General features: G+C 68.2%; 20 protein-coding genes. 12 read left to right on the top strand and 8 right to left on the bottom strand.

The annotated features are described in order from the left end of the window. The first annotated feature begins 90 nt into the window (after positions 1-90). Complete coding sequence (locus AC1DGE_RS13430; protein ID WP_476917615.1) at positions 91-615, top strand: hypothetical protein; 525 nt, start codon at positions 91-93, stop codon at positions 613-615. A gap of 21 nt (positions 616-636) precedes the next feature. Here the strand turns inward: AC1DGE_RS13430 and AC1DGE_RS13425 are convergent, their stop codons facing one another. Then, complete coding sequence (locus AC1DGE_RS13425) at positions 637-2,187, bottom strand: amidohydrolase (RefSeq protein WP_476917614.1); 1,551 nt, start codon at positions 2,185-2,187, stop codon at positions 637-639. A gap of 360 nt (positions 2,188-2,547) precedes the next feature. Here AC1DGE_RS13425 and AC1DGE_RS13420 point away from each other — a divergent pair, with 360 nt between their 5' ends. From AC1DGE_RS13420 to AC1DGE_RS13380, 9 genes are all read left to right on the top strand, one after another. After that, a complete protein-coding gene (locus tag AC1DGE_RS13420; protein WP_476917613.1) occupies positions 2,548-2,928 on the top strand; it encodes a DEAD/DEAH box helicase family protein in 381 nt (126 codons plus the stop codon). Next, positions 2,925-3,980: a zinc-dependent alcohol dehydrogenase family protein gene (locus AC1DGE_RS13415; RefSeq protein ID WP_441419272.1), complete on the top strand. Its 1,056-nt coding sequence runs from the start codon at positions 2,925-2,927 to the stop codon at positions 3,978-3,980. The genes AC1DGE_RS13420 and AC1DGE_RS13415 overlap by 4 nt, the downstream gene beginning before the upstream one ends. Next, a complete protein-coding gene (locus AC1DGE_RS13410; RefSeq protein ID WP_441419273.1) occupies positions 3,977-4,426 on the top strand; it encodes a flavodoxin family protein in 450 nt (149 codons plus the stop codon). The genes AC1DGE_RS13415 and AC1DGE_RS13410 overlap by 4 nt, the downstream gene beginning before the upstream one ends. Continuing rightward, positions 4,423-6,129: a DUF4389 domain-containing protein gene (locus AC1DGE_RS13405; protein WP_476917612.1), complete on the top strand. Its 1,707-nt coding sequence runs from the start codon at positions 4,423-4,425 to the stop codon at positions 6,127-6,129. The genes AC1DGE_RS13410 and AC1DGE_RS13405 overlap by 4 nt, the downstream gene beginning before the upstream one ends. Before the next feature lie 194 nt (positions 6,130-6,323). Further along, complete coding sequence (locus tag AC1DGE_RS13400) at positions 6,324-7,160, top strand: DUF4397 domain-containing protein (protein WP_476917611.1); 837 nt, start codon at positions 6,324-6,326, stop codon at positions 7,158-7,160. A 76-nt stretch (positions 7,161-7,236) separates the two neighbouring features. Next, positions 7,237-8,019, top strand: coding sequence for a class F sortase (locus AC1DGE_RS13395; protein ID WP_476917610.1), 783 nt, complete (start codon positions 7,237-7,239; stop codon positions 8,017-8,019). Positions 8,020-8,069: 50 nt separating this feature from the next. Next, entirely contained in the window at positions 8,070-8,645 is a 576-nt protein-coding gene (locus AC1DGE_RS13390) for an RNA polymerase sigma factor (RefSeq protein WP_476917609.1), read from the top strand. Next, positions 8,632-9,438: an anti-sigma factor domain-containing protein gene (locus AC1DGE_RS13385; protein WP_476893420.1), complete on the top strand. Its 807-nt coding sequence runs from the start codon at positions 8,632-8,634 to the stop codon at positions 9,436-9,438. The genes AC1DGE_RS13390 and AC1DGE_RS13385 overlap by 14 nt, the downstream gene beginning before the upstream one ends. Before the next feature lie 96 nt (positions 9,439-9,534). Beyond that, positions 9,535-10,314, top strand: a complete 780-nt coding sequence (locus AC1DGE_RS13380; RefSeq protein ID WP_476917608.1) for an SDR family NAD(P)-dependent oxidoreductase — start codon at positions 9,535-9,537, stop codon at positions 10,312-10,314. 46 nt (positions 10,315-10,360) lie between these two features. On the opposite strand, the gene AC1DGE_RS13375 is transcribed toward AC1DGE_RS13380, so the two are convergent. From AC1DGE_RS13375 to AC1DGE_RS13360, 4 genes are all read right to left on the bottom strand, one after another. Further along, positions 10,361-11,458, bottom strand: coding sequence for a sulfite oxidase (locus tag AC1DGE_RS13375; RefSeq protein WP_476917633.1), 1,098 nt, complete (start codon positions 11,456-11,458; stop codon positions 10,361-10,363). Between the two features lie 138 nt (positions 11,459-11,596). Continuing rightward, positions 11,597-12,451, bottom strand: a complete 855-nt coding sequence (locus AC1DGE_RS13370; RefSeq protein ID WP_476893421.1) for an SDR family oxidoreductase — start codon at positions 12,449-12,451, stop codon at positions 11,597-11,599. 3 nt (positions 12,452-12,454) lie between these two features. Then, the gene (locus AC1DGE_RS13365; RefSeq protein WP_441419281.1) at positions 12,455-13,459 is read right to left on the bottom strand and encodes an aldo/keto reductase family protein; all 1,005 of its coding nucleotides are present in this window, start codon (positions 13,457-13,459) and stop codon (positions 12,455-12,457) included. A gap of 40 nt (positions 13,460-13,499) precedes the next feature. After that, positions 13,500-14,123 (bottom strand): hypothetical protein, encoded by a 624-nt coding sequence (locus AC1DGE_RS13360; RefSeq protein WP_476917607.1) that lies wholly within the window; start codon positions 14,121-14,123, stop codon positions 13,500-13,502. Between the two features lie 273 nt (positions 14,124-14,396). Here AC1DGE_RS13360 and AC1DGE_RS13355 point away from each other — a divergent pair, with 273 nt between their 5' ends. After that, positions 14,397-14,825 carry a YchJ family protein gene (locus AC1DGE_RS13355; RefSeq protein WP_476917606.1) on the top strand — a complete coding sequence of 143 codons (429 nt, stop codon included), beginning with the start codon at positions 14,397-14,399 and terminating at the stop codon, positions 14,823-14,825. Here the strand turns inward: AC1DGE_RS13355 and AC1DGE_RS13350 are convergent. The 3 genes from AC1DGE_RS13350 to AC1DGE_RS13340 form a co-directional block, all read right to left on the bottom strand. After that, positions 14,822-15,766 carry a YrzE family protein gene (locus AC1DGE_RS13350; RefSeq protein ID WP_476917605.1) on the bottom strand — a complete coding sequence of 315 codons (945 nt, stop codon included), beginning with the start codon at positions 15,764-15,766 and terminating at the stop codon, positions 14,822-14,824. The two genes, AC1DGE_RS13355 and AC1DGE_RS13350, sit on opposite strands and share 4 nt — an antisense overlap. A gap of 167 nt (positions 15,767-15,933) precedes the next feature. Continuing rightward, on the bottom strand, positions 15,934-17,949 hold the full coding sequence (locus AC1DGE_RS13345) for an acyl-CoA dehydrogenase family protein (RefSeq protein ID WP_441419285.1): 2,016 nt from the start codon (positions 17,947-17,949) through the stop codon (positions 15,934-15,936). A 64-nt stretch (positions 17,950-18,013) separates the two neighbouring features. Beyond that, positions 18,014-18,328 (bottom strand): hypothetical protein, encoded by a 315-nt coding sequence (locus tag AC1DGE_RS13340; protein ID WP_441419286.1) that lies wholly within the window; start codon positions 18,326-18,328, stop codon positions 18,014-18,016. A gap of 303 nt (positions 18,329-18,631) precedes the next feature. Here AC1DGE_RS13340 and AC1DGE_RS13335 point away from each other — a divergent pair, with 303 nt between their 5' ends. Further along, positions 18,632-20,080 carry a DUF3375 family protein gene (locus AC1DGE_RS13335; protein WP_175324001.1) on the top strand — a complete coding sequence of 483 codons (1,449 nt, stop codon included), beginning with the start codon at positions 18,632-18,634 and terminating at the stop codon, positions 20,078-20,080. Positions 20,081-20,082 lie beyond the last annotated feature (2 nt).

Below are 20,082 nucleotides of genomic sequence, written 5' to 3'. Positions count from 1 at the left end.
GCACCTGTGACAATTAAGGCGGCCGAGAAACCGCCGCCTCCGTAGGCACCAAGAGCACCGCCACGCCCAAAAGCCCAAGCCAAGGAACCCATGCCGATCAACAGACAGTCACTGAAGCAGGACGGCTTCACCGGGTTCCGGGCGCTAACGGAGCTGGACATCAACCGGATCCCCCAGAAACCCGGCATCTTCGCCGTGCTGCTGCCCGAGAGCCCCGGGCCGGGCAGCGCCCGGCCTCAGTTCCTCGCCAAGAGCACGGCTGGCATCTTCAAGAAAAAGGATCCAACCCTCAAGCCCGAGGCGCTCGACGTCGAATGGGTCGACGGTGCCGACGTCCTCTACGTGGGCAAGGCCGGGCCGGGCAGCAAAGGCAACCGGGGGCTGCGCCGGCAGATCCAGGAGTTCGTGGACTTCGGCAAGGGCAAGCCGCCGGGCCACTGGGATGGGCGGCTGATCTGGCAGCTCGCCGCCGCCAACAAGCTGATCATCGCGTGGAAGGAGCTACCCGTGGACCAGCTAGCCGCGGCCGAAGCCGGCTACCACGCCGCGTTCATCGCAGACCACGGCAGGCTGCCTTATGCCAACCTGGTCCAGGCCCGCGTCAAGGGCGCCTAGCCGGTTGCGCCGCGCGCCCAGCTAAAACCCGCCGCGGTGCGTGAACCGCCCCGCCACCAGCGTCGCGGCCACCGGCATCGCGGCAAACTCGGCGTCGGAGGCGGCCAGCGGGTCGGCGTCGAGCACGACGACGTCGGCCGGGTCGCCGACGCTGATCCGGCGCCGTCCGCGCGACGACGCAGCCAGCGCCTCCTGCCGGGTCAGCGCCTGCTCCGGGTGCCACGGACCGCGGCCGTCCTGCCGGGCCCGGGTGGTGGCCGCAGACATGGCCGTCCAGGGTTCCAGCGCCGCGACCGGAGCGTCGGAGCCAAGTGCCAGCGTGGCCCCGGCGTCGAGCAGGGAGCGCAGCGGGAACGCCCGCTCCGTCCGGCCGGCCCAGTTGGAGTCGGCCGCGTCGCGGTCATCGAGGGCGTGGGCGGGCTGCACGCTGGCGGTCAGGCCCAGTTCGCCGAACCGTGCGAAGTCTTGCTGCCGGACAAACTGGGCATGCTCAATCCGGCCCCGTACTCCGGCCGCCTCGAAGGCGTTCAAAGCCACCTCGTTGGCGCCGTCGCCGATCGCGTGTACCGCGGGGACGAACCCGGTGTCGCGGGCCCGCACCAGCAGCTCCAGCAACTCCGGCTCGCTGACCGTGAGCAGGCCGCGGCCGCCGTGCGGGTAGGGGTCCACGCAGTACGCCGTGCGCGTGTTCAGTGAGCCGTCGATCAAGACCTTCAGCGGACCCACCCGAAGGAGTCCGCCGCCCTCCGGAACCTGCTGGCCGGTCCGCATCCCCGCGCCGACGGCTCGGTCCAGATCCTGCGGATAGACCCCCGCATCAACGCGGAAGGAATCGAACCCCGCCGCGATCCGCCGCAGCCACGTATCCCGGTTCCAGACCATCTCGAAGTCGACAATCCCCACGATGCCTCGCGCAGCGGCTGCCTTCCCGGCGTCGCGGACCATGGCGTCGACCGCGACGTCGGGCAGTCGGCCCAACTCCCTGGTGAGTTCAAAGGCCGGATCCTCGCGGAGCAGTCCGTCCGCACCCACGGCCACGCCGTAGCGCCCGGCGGCCGCGGTGTTGAGCCACACGCAGTGCAGATCGTGGCTGATCAGCGCCGTGGGGACGCCGGCGGTTGCGCCGTCGAGCAGTTCAAGACTGGGCATGTCCGCCCAGACAGCGTCGCGGAATCCGACGCCGACGAGCGTCCGGCCGCCGGCCGCGGCGCCGCCGTAGCCTCTACCTTCCGCCGCCCCGGAACCCTTTTCATTCAGCTGGGATTGCACGACGGCGGCCGCTTCCCGAGCGGAGCCTGCGCCGGAAAGATCGATCCGGCCCGCGGCCAGGGCCCACTGGGTCATGTGGACATGCTCGTCCCACAGCCCCGGCATCACGAAGCGCCCGTCCAGGTCCACTACGTCGAGACCGCCCGCCGAAGCCTCCGACGACGGACCCCGCGAGCCCGCGGGCACAATCCGAGCAACAATGCCGTCCGTAATGAAAATGTCACACAGCGTCATTTCCCCCGGCTGCCGGACCGAGGTGAGGGCAAGACCCGGCTGAGCGGCGGAAACGGCATTTTTCGGCATAGGAACAGGCTAGGGCCACCTGGGGGTGGCAACAATTCGCGCACCACTGGTCACTGCCAACACACGCCTCCCAGTCGCCCGAGCCCCGGCGCGTGCAAGGGACTTTCGCCCCCTTGCCCGCGAACAGCACGGAGGTCATTCTGGAATTGGGGCGGTTCCTGCACGGCCATGGGGGATGAACCGCCTGCAAGCATTTTCGGTCTCGCTAGGACCCTGGGGTGAGGAAATGGCATTTGCACTTTCCAGCTTGGGCAGGAAAGGCAGGAGACCATCCAACATGTCTAGTCAATATTCTGTCGCAGCCGATGCGCACACGACGACCGCCACCACGGCTGCGCAGCGGGGGAGCTCTGAGAACGCATGAGCCCGCTGCGACACTTGAACCAAGCCAGCCGCGCCCGGTCTTTCCACGCACACCCCTCCCACGGCGATCCGCGGATTAAGGTGGTCATCCGGATCGACCCCGCGGAGGAGTCCGCGCGCGTCGAGGTGCGCGGCGTCGTCACGACCGCCAACATCCGGGCTCTCTACGTGGTGTGCCGCCGGGTGACTTCCAGACTCGCAGGCTACGAGATCATCGTGGACCTGGCGCACGCCCGGGTCACCGCGGCAGCTTTCGAGGAACTCCGCGAGCACGCCCGCCAGTCCATCGTTTCTTCCGGCATTGACTCGTCTGTCACCCCCTGCCGCCTGCGGATCGTCGATCCGCAGGTCATCCTCAGAACCAAGGAGCTCGCATGAAAGCCCTCGTGTACGGCGGCCCCGGCCAGAAGTCCTGGACGGACGTCCCGGATCCGAAGATCCAGAATCCCAGCGACGTGATCGTCAAGGTGGATACCACCACCATCTGCGGCACGGATCTCCACATCCTCAAGGGCGACGTGCCCGCCGTAACCAAGGGCCGGATCCTCGGCCACGAGGGCGTAGGAACCATCACCGAGACCGGGTCCTCCGTGACCGGACTGAAGGTGGGCGACCGCGTCATTATTTCCTGCATCAAGTCCTGCGGGCACTGCGCTAACTGCAAGACCGGGCTCTACTCGCACTGCATGGGCGAGGAAGGGCAGTCCGGGATCGGCTGGATCTTTGGACACCTGATTGACGGCACACAGGCCGAATACGTCCGCGTCCCCTACGCTGAAAACTCGCTCCATCTACTGCCGGAGGGTGTGAGCGACGAGCAGGCAGTGATGCTGTCCGACATCCTGCCCACCGGGTTTGAGATCGGCGTGCAGTACGGCCGGGTCAAGCCCGGCGACACCGTGGCCGTGGTGGGTGCCGGCCCGGTCGGGCTTGCAGCAATCGCCACCGCGGGCCTCTATGGCGCCGCCACCATCATCGCCATCGACCTCGACGCGAACCGGCTGGAAAAATCACGCGAGTTTGGCGCCACTGACGTCGTGCTTTCCGGGGACGCCGACTGGAAGGACCAGGTCATGGTGCTCACCGACGGGCAGGGCGTGGACGTGGCGATCGAGGCTGTCGGTATCCCGGCAACCTTCAGCATGTGCACCGACATTGTCCGTCCGGGCGGCAACGTGGCCAACGTGGGAGTGCACGGAAAATCCGTGGAACTTCACGTGGAGGACCTTTGGATCCGGAACATCAACATCAGCATGGGTCTGGTCAATGCCAACACCACCCCGATGTTGCTCAAGCTGGTAGCCCAGGACAAGGTGCCGGCAGACAAGTTCGCCACCCACCACTTCAGTTTCGACCAGTTCATGGACGCCTACGACACCTTCGCCAGAGCCGCGGAAACGAAGGCCCTGAAAGTGGTGATCACCGCATGAAAGCCCACGTTGTCTACGATTCGGCGTTCGGCAACACCAAATCCGTGGCGGAAGCCGTCGCCGGCTCGCTCGGCGAACTCCACGCCACACCCGTGCCGGTCAACGAGTTTTCCCCCGACGACCTGGCTGCGGGGGACCTGCTCGTGCTTGGAAGCCCCATCAACGGCTGGCGTCCGACGCCGAAGATCACGGAGTTGCTCTCGACGCTTGGGGACGGCCATCTTAACGGGGTCAAAGCGGCAGCTTTCGACACCCGCGTCCGGATGTTCGTCCACGGCGACGCGGCGAAGAAGATGGCGCACGCGCTCCGGGACAACGGCGCCGACATCATTTCCGAGCCTATGCCCTTTTACGTCCAGGGCAGCGAGGGGCCGTTGCGGCCCGGCGAAATCGAGAAGGCCGCACGATGGGGCAAGTCACTGCTGGAGGCGTTGGAACGGCCATGAAACCGGGCCGGATTGTCATGCTGGTGCTCGGCACGCTTGCGGCGCTGCTGGGACTGGGACTTCTCGCCGGGGCCGGCTTCACCGGTTGGGCCAATTACCAGCAGCGCGACGGCGGCTATTTCACCACCCCGTCCGAGCGCTACACGGTGGACTCTTACGCGTTGACCTCGCCGCGGCTGAATGTCATGACCGACGCCGGACCCGCCGGAGTCGACCCGGCCGCGGCGGCCGGCAGCGTGATGCTGCGCGGCTCCGCTGCGGACTCGGCGCAGCAGATCTTCATCGGCATTGCTCCGCAGGCAGACGTGGCCGCCTATTTGAGCGGCGTCAAACATTCCGAGCTGACCGAGGTCCGCTTCTCGCCTTTCCGGGCCGAGTACCGTGATGTGTCCGGAACCAAGCCTCCCGCCCGGCCTGCGGATCAGAAATTTTGGACGGCGTCCGCCACCGGGGCCGGCAGCCAGGAACTCAAGTGGGACCTGCGCTCCGGGAACTGGGCGGTCGTGATCATGAACGCCGACGCGAGCAGCCCGGTTTCTGTCGACCTCCGCGGCGGTGCCCGCTCGGACCTCCTCTGGCCAATCTTCCTCGGGCTACTGATCGGCGGCATTGTGTTGCTGGCGGTGGGTGTCCCCCTGATTGTGGCCGGCGCAGCCGGGCTGGGACGCGGCAGGCCGCCGCAGGGTCCCGGGCAGCAGCCTGGGGCTCCTTACGCCGGCGCTCCACACGCCCCGGCTCCTTACCCAGGTGCTTCCTACGCCGGCGCTCCCTACGCAGGTGCCCCGTACTCGGCGGGACCGCTGCCGTCCGGCGCCCCTCCCGGGGGTTATGTCTATCCGGCCCGGCTCAGTGGCTATCTGGACCCGCAACTGTCCCGCTGGCTGTGGCTGGTCAAGTGGTTCCTGGCCATCCCGCACTACATCGTGCTGTTCTTCCTTTGGTTCGCCTTCGTCGTCACCACAATCGTGGCCGGCTTCGCGATCCTTTTCACCGGCCGCTATCCGCGCTCGCTGTTCAACTTCAACGTGGGCGTGATCCGCTGGAGCTGGCGGGTGGCGTTCTACTCCTACGCGGCGATCGGCACGGACCAGTACCCGCCATTCACGCTGGCCCGCACCGGCTATCCGGCGGACTTCGACGTCGACTACCCGGAGAAACTGTCCCACGGCTTAGTGCTGGTGAAGTCCTGGCTGCTGGCCATCCCGCATCTGCTCATCGTGGGGGTCCTCACCGGCACCACGAGAGTCTGGGGCAGCCGCGAGGGTTACTGGGACGACGGGCAGTGGGTCCAGCAGAACGCCGGCATCTCGCTGATCGGGCTGCTGGTGCTCATCGCGGGCGTCATCCTGCTGTTCACCGGCCAGTACTGGCGCGGGCTGTTCGACCTGCTGATGGGCCTGAACCGCTGGATCTACCGCGTCATCACCTACGTGGCCCTCATGCGGGACGAATACCCGCCGTTCCATCTGGACATGGGGCCCACCGATCCGGGCGACCTCCAGCCGGTGCCGACCGCCGGCCCTCCGCCGGCCCCCGCGTACGGCCAGCCGGCACCCGGCCCGGGCCAGACTGCGGCCCAGGCCGGAACGCCCGAGCAGCAACCCGGGCCGCCGGGCTTCTATGGGATCGGCGGCCCGTCCGCGGCTGTTCCTCCGGAAGTTCACGAGGGGAGAGGCGGCCCGGAGGTCCCTCCGCGTCCCTAGGCCACCCCAGATCGTCTCCTGCGGCAGCCGGGCACCTCACTGAGGAACCCGGCTGCTGGACTACGTCCGCTGGGCACGCACAGTCCTCCTGCAAAACATTTCTACATGCATCTGCATCCAAACGGCCCCTCGCGCCGGTAGTAGGGGTGTAAGCAAGTAATCGCCCGCTCCCCGGGCCGTTGAAGGAGATGTAAATGCGTACCAGCCTTTTCAGTGCAGGCGCCGTGGCAATCGCGGCAGCACTCACCCTTGCCGGCCCCGCCCAGGCAGCCGAGCCCGACGCCCAGCTTTCCGTCCTCCACGGAGTGCCGGGGTTGACCGTTGACGTATGGGTCAACGGCGAACGCACCTTGGATGACTTCGCCCCGGGGACCCTGGCCGGTCCGCTGGCCCTTCCTGCCGGGGCCTATGAACTTGCCATCACCGCCGCAAATGCCAAGGACGCCTCTGCCCCCGTAATCGGTCCCGTGAAGGTCAACCTCGCCGCCAGCGGCAACTACACGGCCGTTGCCAACCTCGACGCTGCGGGCAAACCGACGGCCAACTTCTTCACCAACGACGTGTCGCAAATCGGTCCCGGCAAGGGCAAGCTCACTGTCCGCCATACGGCAGCGGCGCCGGCCGTGGACATCCTTGCAGGCGGCGCCCCCGTCATCTCAAACCTGGCCAATCCCAAGGCGAAGACGCTCACCCTTGACCCCGGGACCCTGTCCGTTGCCGTCGCCGCCGCCGGCACCACGGCTCCGGTGATCGGCCCGGCCAACGTGACTGTCGCCGAAGGCACCCACACCGTGGTCTACGCATGGGGCAGCCTCGCGGACAAGAACCTGAAACTGGCCGTACAGAAGATCGAGGGGCTGCACTCCGCTCCCGGCGGCGTTCCGGGCGGACGCTCCGGAGCCGCCGACGCCGGCACCGCACCCTTCGGTCAGACAGCCGCGACTGTAGGCATCGGTGCCGCAGTGATGCTGCTGCTTGTCGGCGGTGTTGTTGTGGCCCGCAGGCAGCCGGCGTTCCGCCGCACCCGCTAGGACGCGAACGCCCACGCCGGCCGCCCGGACACCCCGGGCGGCCGGCCCTTGGGCTCACTACGGGAGGAGGAAGAACATGCTGCGCAAGACGGCGAAGGCCACCTGGCGTCTCCACGCCGATGTTCCGCAAAGGTCCGCCCAGCGCTCCGCCGCGCGGATCGCGGCATCCGCCGCCACGGTGGCGCTGCTGATCGCCGGTTGCGCCGCCCCCCAGTTGAGCTCCGCTCCGCTGCCTTCGGAGACAGCCGGCCTGGGGACTGCAGCCCCCGGCGCCGGCCAACCCGGCGTCGAAATACCGCCGCAAACCCAGCCCAAGCGGCCTGTGCAGGTCGCGCCGGCTCCCGCCCGAAAGTCAGCGGTCCCGAAGTCACCCATCCCGGTCCGGCCGGCGGCCCCGGTGGCCAGCCCGGCCAAGGATCCGGCCCCGCGCTTCCTGACTGTCGCTGGAACCACCATCAACATGCCCATTGTGGAGGTGGGGGTCAGCCCCGACGGGGCCATGGAGATCCCGGAGCCCTTCAACCAGGCCGGCTGGTACCGCTTCGGGCCTGCTCCCGGGGCCGCCGCCGGCACTGCCGTGGTGGCGGCGCACGTCGACACCACCTCCGAGTCGGCGCCGTTCTCCCAGCTCAAGTCGTTGCCGGCCGGCTCCATCGTCACGGTCCAGCGGCACGGTGCCGCGCCCCTGGCCTATCGGGTGATCCGGGTGGAGCTGATGGCCAAGGACGCGTTCGACGGCGCCTCCGTGTTTCGGCGCGACGGGCCGCCGCAGCTGAAGCTCGTGACCTGCGGGGGCAGATGGCTGGACGAACAACAGGACTACGGCGACAATGTGATTGTCACGGCGGTGCCGGCGTGATCCAGGACGCAGCGCTCATTGTCGCCGCCAGCAGGGGGAAGGAGCCGGGCTTGGCACCTTTCGAGTCCCCCTCCGCCTGGGACGCGCGACTGAACGAGGCGTTCGCTGCCGGGGACGAAATCGCGCTGGCAGAGGCGTACCGGCAATTCTCACCCCTGGTGCACACCCTGGCCTTGCGCTCGCTGCGCGACAGCGCCGCGGCCGACGATGCCACCCAGGAAGTCTTTATCCGGGTCTGGCGCTCGCGGTCCGCGTTCGATCCCTCGAAGGCGCGGCTGCCGGCGTGGATCGTCGGCATCACGCGGAATGTCATTGCGGACGCCCAGGCGGCTACAACGCGGGAAACCCGGAAGGTCCTGGCCGCCGTCGAACACTCACCGGACCCGGGCCAGGCCGCCGGGCACGCGGCGGCCGAGCTGCTCGCCGACCGGCTGCTGCTGGATGGGGAACTCGAGCGGCTGGGCGAACCGCAAGGATCCATCCTCAAGCTCGCTTTTTACGACGACCTGACGCACTCGCAGATCTCACAGAAACTGGACCTGCCGCTTGGTACCGTCAAGAGCCACATCCGCCGCAGCCTGTCCGTGCTCAGAAGCCGATTGGAAGTAGACCGTGCAACATCTTGATCCGGAGTCCCTGAGCCTGCTGGCACTTGGCGAGGAGCTCGGGGACGACGCCGCGGACCACCTCCGCTCCTGCGCCGGCTGCGCAGCGGACTTTGCGGGGCTCCGCCGTGCCGTGGTCGCGGCCAAGCCGGGACCGGACGCCGTCGCGCTCGAAGCGCCGGGACCGCAGGTGTGGGCAGGAATTCACAGCGCGCTGGGGCTTTCCCCCGCCGTCGCCGCAAACCCGCTCGCGGCCTCCGATTCGCCGGCGCCGTCGCCGTCGCCGTCGGCGTCGTCGGAGTCGCCGGTGTCACCGTCACCGGCGCCGCTGCCCTCCAGGGAAGAGCGCGCCGCCCGGAAACGGAAGCCCGGCGGGGGCGCGGGCTGGATGCGCCGCCCCGGGGTGTGGCTGGCGGCCGCCGCCGCCACAGTCCTTCTGGCGGCGGGAGCCTTCTGGTCCGTACAGCAGAACCAGGCGCAGGTGACCCCGTTGGCCCGCGCCGAGCTCGCCCCGGTCGATCAGCACTCGGCCACCGGATCGGCCCGCGTCGTCGAGGCCAAGGACGGTCAGCGCACCCTGGAAGTTCAGGTCAACAAGAATGAGGCCCGCGGGTACCAGGAGGTCTGGCTGATAGCGCCGGACCTGTCCCGGCTGGTGAGCCTTGGGGTCATGACCTCTGATTCGGGCACCTTCCCGGTGCCGGCGGGCCTGAACCTGAGCGAGTACCCGATCGTGGACGTGTCCGACGAACCGGTCGACGGCAATCCCGCGCACTCCAGCGTGAGCATCGTGCGCGGAACCCTCGTGTCCTGAGCCGTTCGTCCCGTTGCCACCTGACCCCTTGTCACCTGACCCCAGCGAGAACATAGTTGAGGGAATTCACCACTCCGCGGCGGGAGGCAGGGAACGATGCTCACTAACCAAGTGCCGGCTGGCGGCCTACTGCAGGGCAAGACCGCGCTGATCTACGGCGCCGGCGGTGCGATCGGCGGAGCGGTGGCACGGGCCTTTGCGGGCGAGGGCGCGACGGTGTATCTCGCAGGCCGCACGGAATCCAGGCTGGAGAAAGTCGCGCGGGACATCAGGGAGCAAGGTGGAACGGCGGAAACCGCCGTCGTCGATGCCCTGGACGAGGAGCAAGTGGACGCCTTTGTGGACTTCGTGGCGAAAAAGTCCAAACGGATCGACATCTCGTTCAACGTCATTTCCTTCGGCGATATCCAGCAGCCCCTGATGGAAATCGACGTCAATGACTTTGCCCAGCCCATCACACTGGCCACCCGCACCCACTTCCTCACCACCAGGGCCGCAGCGAGCTACATGATCAAGCAAAAGTCTGGCGTCGTGCTGATGTTCGGCGGCTCGGGCCCGCAGACCCTCGCCGGCCTCGGCGGCTTCAAGGTGGCCTTGGATGCGATGGAGGGCCAGCGGCGGCAATGGGCCCTGGAACTGGGGAAGTCAGGGGTGCGCGTCGTCACCATGGTCACCGGCGGAATCATCGAGACCATTCCCTGGCAGGTGGAGGAGCGCGAGGAGATCGTGGTGGAGATCGCCAAGACCGCGCACCTGAACCGAACCGCCACCCTGGTGGACGTCGGCAACGTGGCGAGCTTCATCGCCTCGGACAAGGCCGGCGCCATCACCGATGCCACCATCAACATCTCCAGCGGCGCGATCGTGGACTACTAGCGGTTCCCGTCCCGCTCGTCAGGATCTGTGCTGATTCGTCCGGCGGCTATTCCACCGTGACTTTGACCCGCTGGACCACATTGTTGCCCATGCCCTGGTGGTTCCAGACCGGCTCGAGCGGCTGGGTGGCGCCGCTGGAGTCCGTCGCGCGGCAGGAAAGTTCGTGCTGTCCAGGGTCCGCCACCCACGGCATCGACCATGCGGACCAGGCGAATGGCGCCGCGGGATGTTCCAGCTGCGCGGGGGCCCATTTGCCGTCGATTCCCACCTCCACCCGCTGGACGGCGCCGTGGCCGGACCAAGCCCGTCCGGTCAGCATCACCGGGCCCGCGGGCAGGAACCGCTGCCGGGTGAAGAAGTCCGGGATACCCGGAGGAACCATGAGCGAACGCACCTTGATCCACCTGACCGGAGTGCCGGCGTCGTCCGCGTCCTGCTGGTAGCGGTACGCGACGGACTGCTGGAACCCGTCGAAGGGCTTGGTCAGCACCTTGATAGCAGACAGCCACTTGACGCTGGCCATGCCGTACCAGCCGGGGACGACGAGCCGCAGCGGATAGCCGTGCTGCGGCGGCAGCTCGGCGCCGTTCATCCGGTACGCCAGCACGACGTCGGGCCGCAGCGCTTCGCTGACCGGCAGGCTGCGCGCGTACTGCTGGCGCAAGCCGCCCTGGATCCCGGCGTCGGCCCCGGTGAACGCGACCTCGACGGCGTCCTCGTCCACGCCGGCCTGGGTCAGCAGGTAGGCCAGCGGCACCCCGGTCCAGACGGCGGTGCCGACGCCCTCCATCATCCAGGGCTGGCTCAGCGGCCGCGGTTTGAGCAGGGCCCGGCCGTTGCCGGCGCACTCCAGCGTGACCGGGACGCTGATGCTCGGTGCGCGGCGCAGGGCCCGGAGGTTCAGTTCCAGCGACCGCTGCACCGCGCCGCCAATCCTCAGGTGCCAGCTGTCCGCGTCGATGGCCGGGATGTCGAAGTGGTCCAGCAGGTAGTGCAGCCCGGGCGGTGTCACGTCGTTCCGGAGGGCCTCCAACGGCATCGAGTGGTTCCGCACTGCAAGCTGCAGCTCTTCGGCCGTGAGCGGCCCATGGCTGGGCTCACCGGGGTGCGCCGCCAGCTCTTGCGTTTGCCGGCGCCGTGCCATGACCGGTGAAGTGTGCTTGGACAGTTGTTTGGGCATGGGACTGCGATTCTGTGTGCTCTTCGCGTTCCTTCAGGTCTACGCCGCCGCCCGGTATGCGTCAATACCGGGCCGCGCGCCGGCCCGCCTAGGGCCTGCCGCCTAGAGTGAGTGCGCTTCGGCGAGGAAGTCCGCCAGTCCCAGCGGCTCCCGCCCGGTCAGTTCGTGCACGGCCGACGTCGGCCCCGCGAGCTCGCCGGCGGCGATGGCGGTGTAGGTGCTGACCCAGGCGTCCACTTGCCAGGGCGGCGCTCCATAGGGTTCCCGGGAGGCGTACGCCTCTTCGAGGGTCTCGTTGTGGTACCTGATGGTGCGGCCGGTGCCGGCGGTCAGCAGGACGGCGGCCGCGGTCAGCGAAAGGTCCTTCGGGCCGGTCAGGTCATAGCTCCGGCCCACGTGCAGCGCTGGGTCCCGCAGCACAGCCAGCGCGGAACGGGCAACGTCCGCCCGGGCCACGGCTGCCATCACGCCGTCCCCGGCGGGGCCGCGGATCACACCGTCCGCGCCGGCCAGCAGCGGCAGGAAGTCCAGGTAGAAGTTGTCCCGCAGGATCGTGTAGTCCATTCCGGAGGCCTTGATCCGCTCCTCGGTGGCATAGTGGTCCCGTCCCAGCGTGAAGGTGCAGTCCGGGGCGGCGCCGAAGAACGAGGTGTACACGATGTGCTGCACGCCGGCCTCAGCCGCCGCGTCGACGAAGGTGTAGTGCTGCTGGAGCCTGTCCTCGGCCTCCGCCGCGGAGACCATGAAGAGGGTCTTCACCCCGGCCAGGGCGGTTCGTGCCTGTGCGGCGTCCGCGTAGCTGGCGAGGACGGGAACGGCGCCGTCCAGTTCCGGTGCCCGGCCGAGGTCGCGCACGAGCAGCCGTTGGGCGCTTCCCGCGGCGGCCAGCAGCCGGGCCACCTGGCCGCCGAGGTGGCCGGTGGCACCGGTGACAGCGAGATCCGGCAGAGTCTGCACGGGCTAGGCCTCGCGGGAGGCCGGCGACTTGGTCTGCGCCGGGTCCCGTTCGGCGAGGGAACCGATGGCGGCGTCGATCTTGTCCATGATGGCCGGGTCCAGTTTCACGCCGGCGGCGGCCACGTTTCCGGCGATCTGCTCCGGCCGGGACGCGCCCATGATGGCGGATGCCACATTCTTGTTCTGCAGCACCCACGCGATGCTCAGCTGTGCCATGGTCAGCCCGGCCTCCTCCGCGATCGGCTTGAGCTGCTGCACTCCGGTCAGCACCTCGTCGGACATCCAGCGCTCGATCATCCGGGCGCCGCCCTTGGCGTCCGTGGCGCGGCTGCCCTCGGGCGCGGGTTTGCCGGGGTGGTACTTGCCACTAAGCACGCCCTGGGCCATGGGGGACCAGACGATCTGGGACAGGCCCAGCTCCTCCGACGTCGGGACCACCTCGGCCTCGATGACCCGCCACAGCATGGAGTACTGCGGCTGGTTGGAGATCAGCTGGAAGCCAAGGTCCTTGGCGAGGGCATGGCCGTCGCGGATCTGGTTGGCCGTCCACTCACTGACGCCGATGTACAGCGCCTTGCCCTGCCGCACGATGTCGGCGAAGGCCTGCATGGTTTCTTCCAGCGGCGTCTCGTAGTCATAGCGGTGGGCCTGGTAGAGGTCCACGTAGTCCGTCTGCAGCCGGGACAGCGAGCCGTTGATGGATTCCATGATGTGCTTGCGGGAAAGTCCAAGATCGTTATGGCCCTTGGGCCCGGTGGGACCGAATACCTTCGTGAAGATTTCCAGCGACTCCCGGCGCTCGTCCTTGAGCGCCGCACCCAGAACCGTCTCGGCTGCGGTGTTGGCGTAGACATCCGCCGTGTCAAAGGTGCTGATCCCGGCGTCGAGCGCTGCCCGCACGCACTGGGTCGCGACGTCGTTCTCCACTTGCGAGCCGTGGGTGAGCCAGTTGCCGAAGGTGATTTCCGAAATCTTGAAGCCGCTGTGCCCGAGGTATCTGAATTCCATGGGTTCCAACGTAGCCCAGATGCCTGCCAGGGGTAAGGGTTCAGCTGGCCTTGCGTTCTGTGTTCTGCCCCTGGGCCGGCCGCGGGCTTTGCCGCTGGCCCGGCTCGGCCGGCTGGTGTTTGAGCATGGCGAGCGAGCCGGTGTCCAGGATTGGGCTCGTGGCCGGAACCGGGGGCTTCTTAAGGGCCAGTGGCGCGGCAGCCGGGACGCCGTTCCGGTCCATCGCGGACTCGACCAGGGGTCCCACTTCCTTGATGTCGCGAGCCGGGGCCTTGGGGCTCGGGAGCTCGCGGACTGAGACCTTGATTTCCGGAGCGGCTTCGGCCTTGGCCCGCGCCCTGGCACGGGCATCGGCACGCTCGACGGCGGCGGCCCACTCCGGGGACAGCTGGGGCTCCTTGCGGGCCGGTTTGGCTGGCTTAGCCGGCCTCGCGGCCTTGCCGGCGGCGGCACTAGGTTCGACGGCGATCGTCTGGCCGGCCGGTTCGCGTGCTGACTTCAGGCCGCTGGCGAGGGCCGCGACGGCGATGGCCAGCAACCGGCCGATTCCGGCAAGCAGCAAGGTGATGACGAGGGCAAGGAAGAGGCCGAAGAACATGACGAGGGCAACACCAAGGGTGCCGAAGAAGGTCAGGTTCATGGCGATCGTTGTCGGGTCTTCCACTTCGCCTCTCCAATCCAGCCTGCAGTGAGGTCCGTGCCGCAATCGTTCCGCCGGGCAACAGCCCTTCTTAACCATACGGACAATTTCGAACTGACACGCAGGTAATGGCCTTACCGGGCACTATGTGTCCAAGCTGATACCTTCGGCAACCCGCACGGGGACTCCCGTGTCCCCGCCGCTGCGAATGCCGCCGTCGGAATCTCAAATCCGGCCGGGCGTCTATAGTCGGAAACAGACCACGCCGGACCCGCCCGGCCCGCCGGAAGGATCCCTTTGACGCACGCCCAGGCCGCCAGTTCGGAGCCCCACGACGCCCCGTACCAGGGCAACTGCCCGTGCCTATCCGGCGAGCAGTATGGCGACTGCTGCGGCCGGTTCCACCGCGGCGACGCGGAGGCCCCCACCGCGGAGCAGCTGATGCGTTCCCGCTACAGCGCGTTCGTGGTGCTTGATGCGGCCTACCTGCTGCGGACCTGGCATCCGGACACACGGCCGGCCCAGCTGGAGCTGGATCCGGCCGTGGGGTGGCGGCGCCTGGACATCGTGTCGACGGGCCGCGGCGGCCCGCTGGACACCGAGGGGACCGTCGAGTTCATAGCGTATTACCGGCACGACGGCGAACGCGGGGTCCAGCACGAAACGAGCCGTTTCCTGCGCGAGGACCGACGCTGGTACTACGTCGGCGCGGTCACTCTCGCCTAGCGCTCCTCGACGGTTTCTATCGGGGCGAAGCCTGCGCGGTCCACCTTGCGGTGGAAGCGCATGCCGGCAAGGCCGCCGAGCATCGCGCCGATGAGGGCCACCACGGCAATGACGACCGCGGCGATCATGCTCGTGGCGGTGAGGTCGCCCTCGTTGACCGGGATGCGCGGGAAGCTGTTCAGGTTTGCGAGGACGTTGAACTGCTGTCCGGCGGTCATGGCAAGGATGGCGACGACGATGGCCGCGATCAGTGCCCAGATCCACACCATCAGGCCCTGGCGGGCGCCGTTGAAGCGGGCCATCCGGCCGGCCACGTAGCCGCCGCAGTAGTAGGACACAAAGAGGATCACGAGCAGGGCGATGATGCCTGCGATTCCCACACTCTGGTTCTGCGAGGCCTGGTTGACCGCCTCGTTGACGTTGGTGTTGGTGGCCAGGCCGACGGCGGTGCCGGCGGCGGCGACCAGGGCGGTGAGCAGCACGGCCATGCCGGTGGCGGCAAGCCAGCCGAAGAACGCGGAGCCGATCTTGACGCCGCCGAACTGCTCCTTCTCGCGGGCCACCACGGTTTCGCGGGTGGGCACCTCTTCAACGACGGTGTCGTCTGCGAGGCGGTCATCGCGAGTCCCGTGGACCACCCGGTCGTCGCGGCTGGCTGTGCCCGCTGCGGCGGCGCCGGTAGCAGCGGTGCCCGCGAGCGGAGCGGCGGGGAAGGGGCGGGTGTCGTTCGCGCGCTCGGCCCGTGCCTCCGCCCGGTCCTCGGCGCGGTTTTCGGCTCGCGCCTCGGCGCGGCGTTCCGCCTGCCGGTCGGCCGTGACGGGCTGTTCCGCAGTCACGCCGTCCTGGCGGGCGTCGTGGATCCGGGGATCCCGGTCAACGATTGCGTCTTCCTCGCGTGCGCGGCGGGGAAGGCGGTCTTCGGGGCCTGCTGTGCTGCTCATGATGGCTGCTCGCTTTCATTGGTTGACCCGAACCCATAATTTGAACCGGGCACTGCAATGCTTCGACCGTCATCAGGTCTTGATTCCACCTAACCACGGCAGCCGCGCCAATAGCAAGGATGCTTACTATTCATGCCAGAGCGTGGCCGCACCGGCATCGCCCCACGTCAGCGGTACTTTCGGTGCAGGTTCTCCTTCACCGAGGCGCGCGGGCTGGCATCCGCAATCCAGGGGCCGGTCCCCTCCGACTGGTCCAGCACGCCCGCCTCAAGCCATTCGAAGTCCCCGGCGAGGACCTGGCGCGTGAGGGCGCGGTCGCCGTCGTCGGTGTTGCGCCAGAGTTGGTCGAAATACTCCTCGACGCGGACCCGCGCCTGCTCGCAATAGGCGTCGGCGAGCTCGTAGGCCGAGGCGCCTCGTTCCGGGGAGGTCCGGAGCAGCATCTCCGCCCGCGAGCAGCAGGCGGCCATCGCGAACAGCTCCGCTCCGATGTCCACGATCCGGCCCAGGAACGCCTGCTTGTGTTCCAGCTTTGCCTGCCAGCGGCCCATTCCGTAGAAGGTCTGCCGCGCCAGCCGCCGCGACGCGCGTTCCACGAAGCGCAGCTGCCTGGCGAGCCGGCCGAAGTCGCCGTAGGAGCGCGGATCCATCCCGGTACCGGCCACCAGCTTCGGCAGCCAGCGGGCGTAGAAGCCGGAGGCGCCCACCGCGGCCTTCGCCTTTTCGGACAGACTGGCGTCCTCGGAGGCGAGCGCACCCGCGGCGGCCAGATGGGCGTCCACCGCCTCACGTGCGATCAGGAGCCGCATGATTTCCGAGGAGCCCTCGAAGATCCGGTTGATCCGCAGGTCCCGCAGCTGCTGTTCGGCCGGTACGGCGCGCTCGCCGCGCGCCTCCAGCGAATCGGCGGTTTCGAAGCCTCGACCGCCGCGTATCTGCACCAGTTCGTCGGCGATCCGGCAGCTGATTTCGGTGGACCACAGCTTGGCGAGGGCGGCTTCGATCCGGACGTCCTTCTGCCCGGCGTCGGCCAGCTCCGCGGACAGCTCGAACACGGCGTCCAGCGCGAAGGCGCTGGCGGCGATGAAGGCGATCTTCTTGCCCACCGCCTCGTGCTCGCCCACCGGGCGGCCCCACTGGGTGCGGGCGTTGGACCATTCCCTGGCGATTTTCAGGCTCCAGCGGCCGGAGGCAACACAGAGTGCGGGAATGGAGAGGCGTCCGGTGTTGAGCGTGGTGAGGGCGATTTTCAAGCCCTGTCCAACACGCCCCAGCCGGTTGGCGGCCGGCACCTGGACCTGGTGGAAGCGGGTGACGCCGTTTTCGATGCCGCGCAGGCCCATAAACGCGTTGCGGTTCTCCACCGTGATGCCGGGGGAGTCCATTTCCACCACGAAGGCGCTGATGCCGCCCTTGTGCGCGGTTCCGTCCGCGTCGGTGTGCGCGGGGACGAGCGCCATCACCACCACGAGTTCGGCGATCACGCCGTTGGTGGTCCAGAGCTTCACGCCGTCCAGCGTGTACGACCGGCCGTCCTCGGAGGGGACGGCGGTGCTGCCCATCCGGGCCGGATCGCTGCCGACGTCGGGCTCGGTGAGCAGGAACGCCGTCACAGCGCCGGAAGCGCAACGCGGCAGGTACTCGCGCTTTTGCTCCGGCGTGCCGAACACCTTGACCGGTTCCGGGACACCGATCGACTGGTGCGCGGACAGGAGGGCACCGAGGCTGGGGTGGACCGAACCCAGCAGGGCCAGCGCCCGGCCGTAGTACACGAGGGAAAGGCCCAGGCCGCCGTATTCGCGGGGGATCTTCATGCCAAAGACGCCCAGGGCCGCCAGCCCGGAGAGGTATTCGTCGGGGATCTTGGCGTCGCGCTCGATAGTTCGGCCGGACATGGTCCGGCAGAATGTGGTGAGCCGCTCCATGAACGCTTCGCCGCGTTCGACGTCGTCCGCCGGCGCCTGCGGCCAGGGGTGGATGAGACTGAGGTCGAAGCTGCCGAGGTAGAGACCCTTGGCGAAGCTGGGGCGGTCCCAACTGGTTTCGCGGGCGGCTTCGGCGATGGCCCGGGCATCTGCCGCGGTGGCCTCGGGACCGATCTTTTGCGCGGCCACCGGAACTTCGGCGGCGGGGCTGTCGGTGGCCGGATCTTCGGTGGCTGGGTTGTCGACGGCGGAGCTCATTGGGCATCTCCTCTAACCGGGTTGTCCGGCTCGAGCCCTGGATCCGCCGCGGGTGGAGGACCCTTCAGCTGTCCCGCAATACTACCCGCGGGTAGGTGCCCGTACTAGGGGAGGACTGCCCTATTAGTTCGCCGGGGAATTCTCCCGGGAGCTCCACCGTTGCGGCGTGGTGCAGCAGCCGGTCCCAGCCGGCGTTGATGCCATGGACCAGGCCGAGCAGGACACTGGCAGCCACGAACCAGGACAGCCGGGCTGCACCCACCAGCATCAGGGCCGCGAAGGCCGCGGCCATGATGAAGAGGGCTATCACGAGGGCGAAAACCAGCGTCCCGACGAACACCATGGTGGCCGTTTCCACTGCGCTTAAATCGAATTGCATTCTTCCTCCTGCACCGACGCTCCGGCTGAACCAGTAGCCCGAGCGTAGGGTGCCGGAGGGGAACCCAGCCAGAGTCTTGAGGCGCGTCGTGAGGCCTTGATACGGGATCGAAATGCTACCCGGGCGTAGGTCACGGAGTGGTCGCGGAAACCTCACCCGCAGCCCGGTCCTCGCGCCGGCTGACCCGCTGCGCGAGCGGTTCAGCAGGGATCAGGGATTGGGAGGCCCTGCGTTAACCTTGTAGTTGGCAGTTTTCTTAGATCCGCTGCCCGACCCCACCTACGGCAGCGATTGGAGAATTGCGTGTCCCGTTCCGCTGTGTCCTCCGCCGACGCCATCAGCGCCCGGCTCCGGGACCTCGAACTCCTTACGAAGGGGCCGGCCTGGGCGCTGACCCGGTCGGCGCCGTGGGTGATCGCCGTGTTGCAGGCATCCTTCACCCGCACCCGGCCGCAGCTGCCGCTGGAACAGTTCCACGCCGACGTCGACGCTTTCCTTGAGCAACTCCGGCGCCAGGAGCCGGGTCTGGGCGGATCCGCCAACGGCAAAGGATTCGGCGACGAGTGGACCCGCAAGAACTTCCTGACCCGGCGGAACCAGTCGGGCCAGATCGTGTACGAAGTCACCGAGCCCGCCGCCCGCGTCCTTGCGTTCCTGGACAGCCTGTCCAGTGAACGTTCCACGCTCAACGGCTCCCGGCTCGGCACGCTGCTGGGCGACGTCGAGAAGCTCGCCAACGAGACCAACCCGGACCAGAGCGCCCGGCTGGAATCGTTGGAGGAGGAGATCGGCGAACGCCGCCAACTGATCGAGGAGATCAGTTCCGGCGAGTTCGACGGACTGCTCGACGACGAAGAGGCCGTCGAAGCGGCCGGCAACATCCTGGACCTCGCCGCGAGCCTGCCGGCGGACTACAAGAAGATGCGTGACCGGATCGAGGAGCTGGTGGGCGAGCTCCGGAACCAGATCATCGAAGAATCCCTGAGCAAGGGCGCCACCATGGCGCAGGTGCTGGAGGCTGACAAGCGGCTCCGGCAGAGCCCGGAGGGCAGGACGTTCCGGTCCTTCACCGCCTTCCTCGAGGACCCGCAGCAGCAGCTTCGCTTCCGTTCCGCGATCGGGGAGGTGCTCAGCCGGCAGTTCGCGGACGAACTCAGCCAGGACGAGCGCGAGACGCTGAAGAACCTGGTGGCCGAACTGCGCAGCCAGCACAGCCAGATCCAGCGGATTTACGGCAAGCTCAGCGAAAGCCTCAACACCTATGTCCAGAGCGACGACTACCGCCAGTCCGTCCGGCTACGAAAAGTTCTGCGGGAGGCCGAGCAGGCAATCCGATCGCTGCCCTACGAGCGCGAACGACCCGGCCTGGTCCGCGGCCCGGTGCTCTTCAACGCCGGCTTCGAATCCCTGGCCATGGTCAAGCTCTTCGACCCGGACGAGTTTGCCGCGCCGCCGAAGCTGGCCGACCCGATCGCGTTCAGCGACTCGGACCGGGTGCGCTCGCCGCGGACCGGCAAGGCCAGCCCCGAGGCGATCCGCGCCGCGTCCGCCGGCGCCTCCACGCTGGCCGAGGCCTGGGCGCAGCTGCCGGAGGGGGAACGCCACATCAACTCCATCCGGGCCCTGCTCTCGCACGCCCTGCACCAGGGCGCGGGCTTCGACCGCGAGGCCTGGGAGCCGCTGGACTTCGAACAAATCGACGGCTCCACCCGCACCGCCTACCTGCCCGTCGTCACGCTCAAGAAGGATTGAAG

The sequence above is a fragment of the Arthrobacter sp. 05N425 genome (assembly GCF_056397125.1).
The sequence above is the reverse complement of the archived record's forward strand: the minus strand, read 5'-3'. Positions and strand labels throughout refer to the sequence as shown.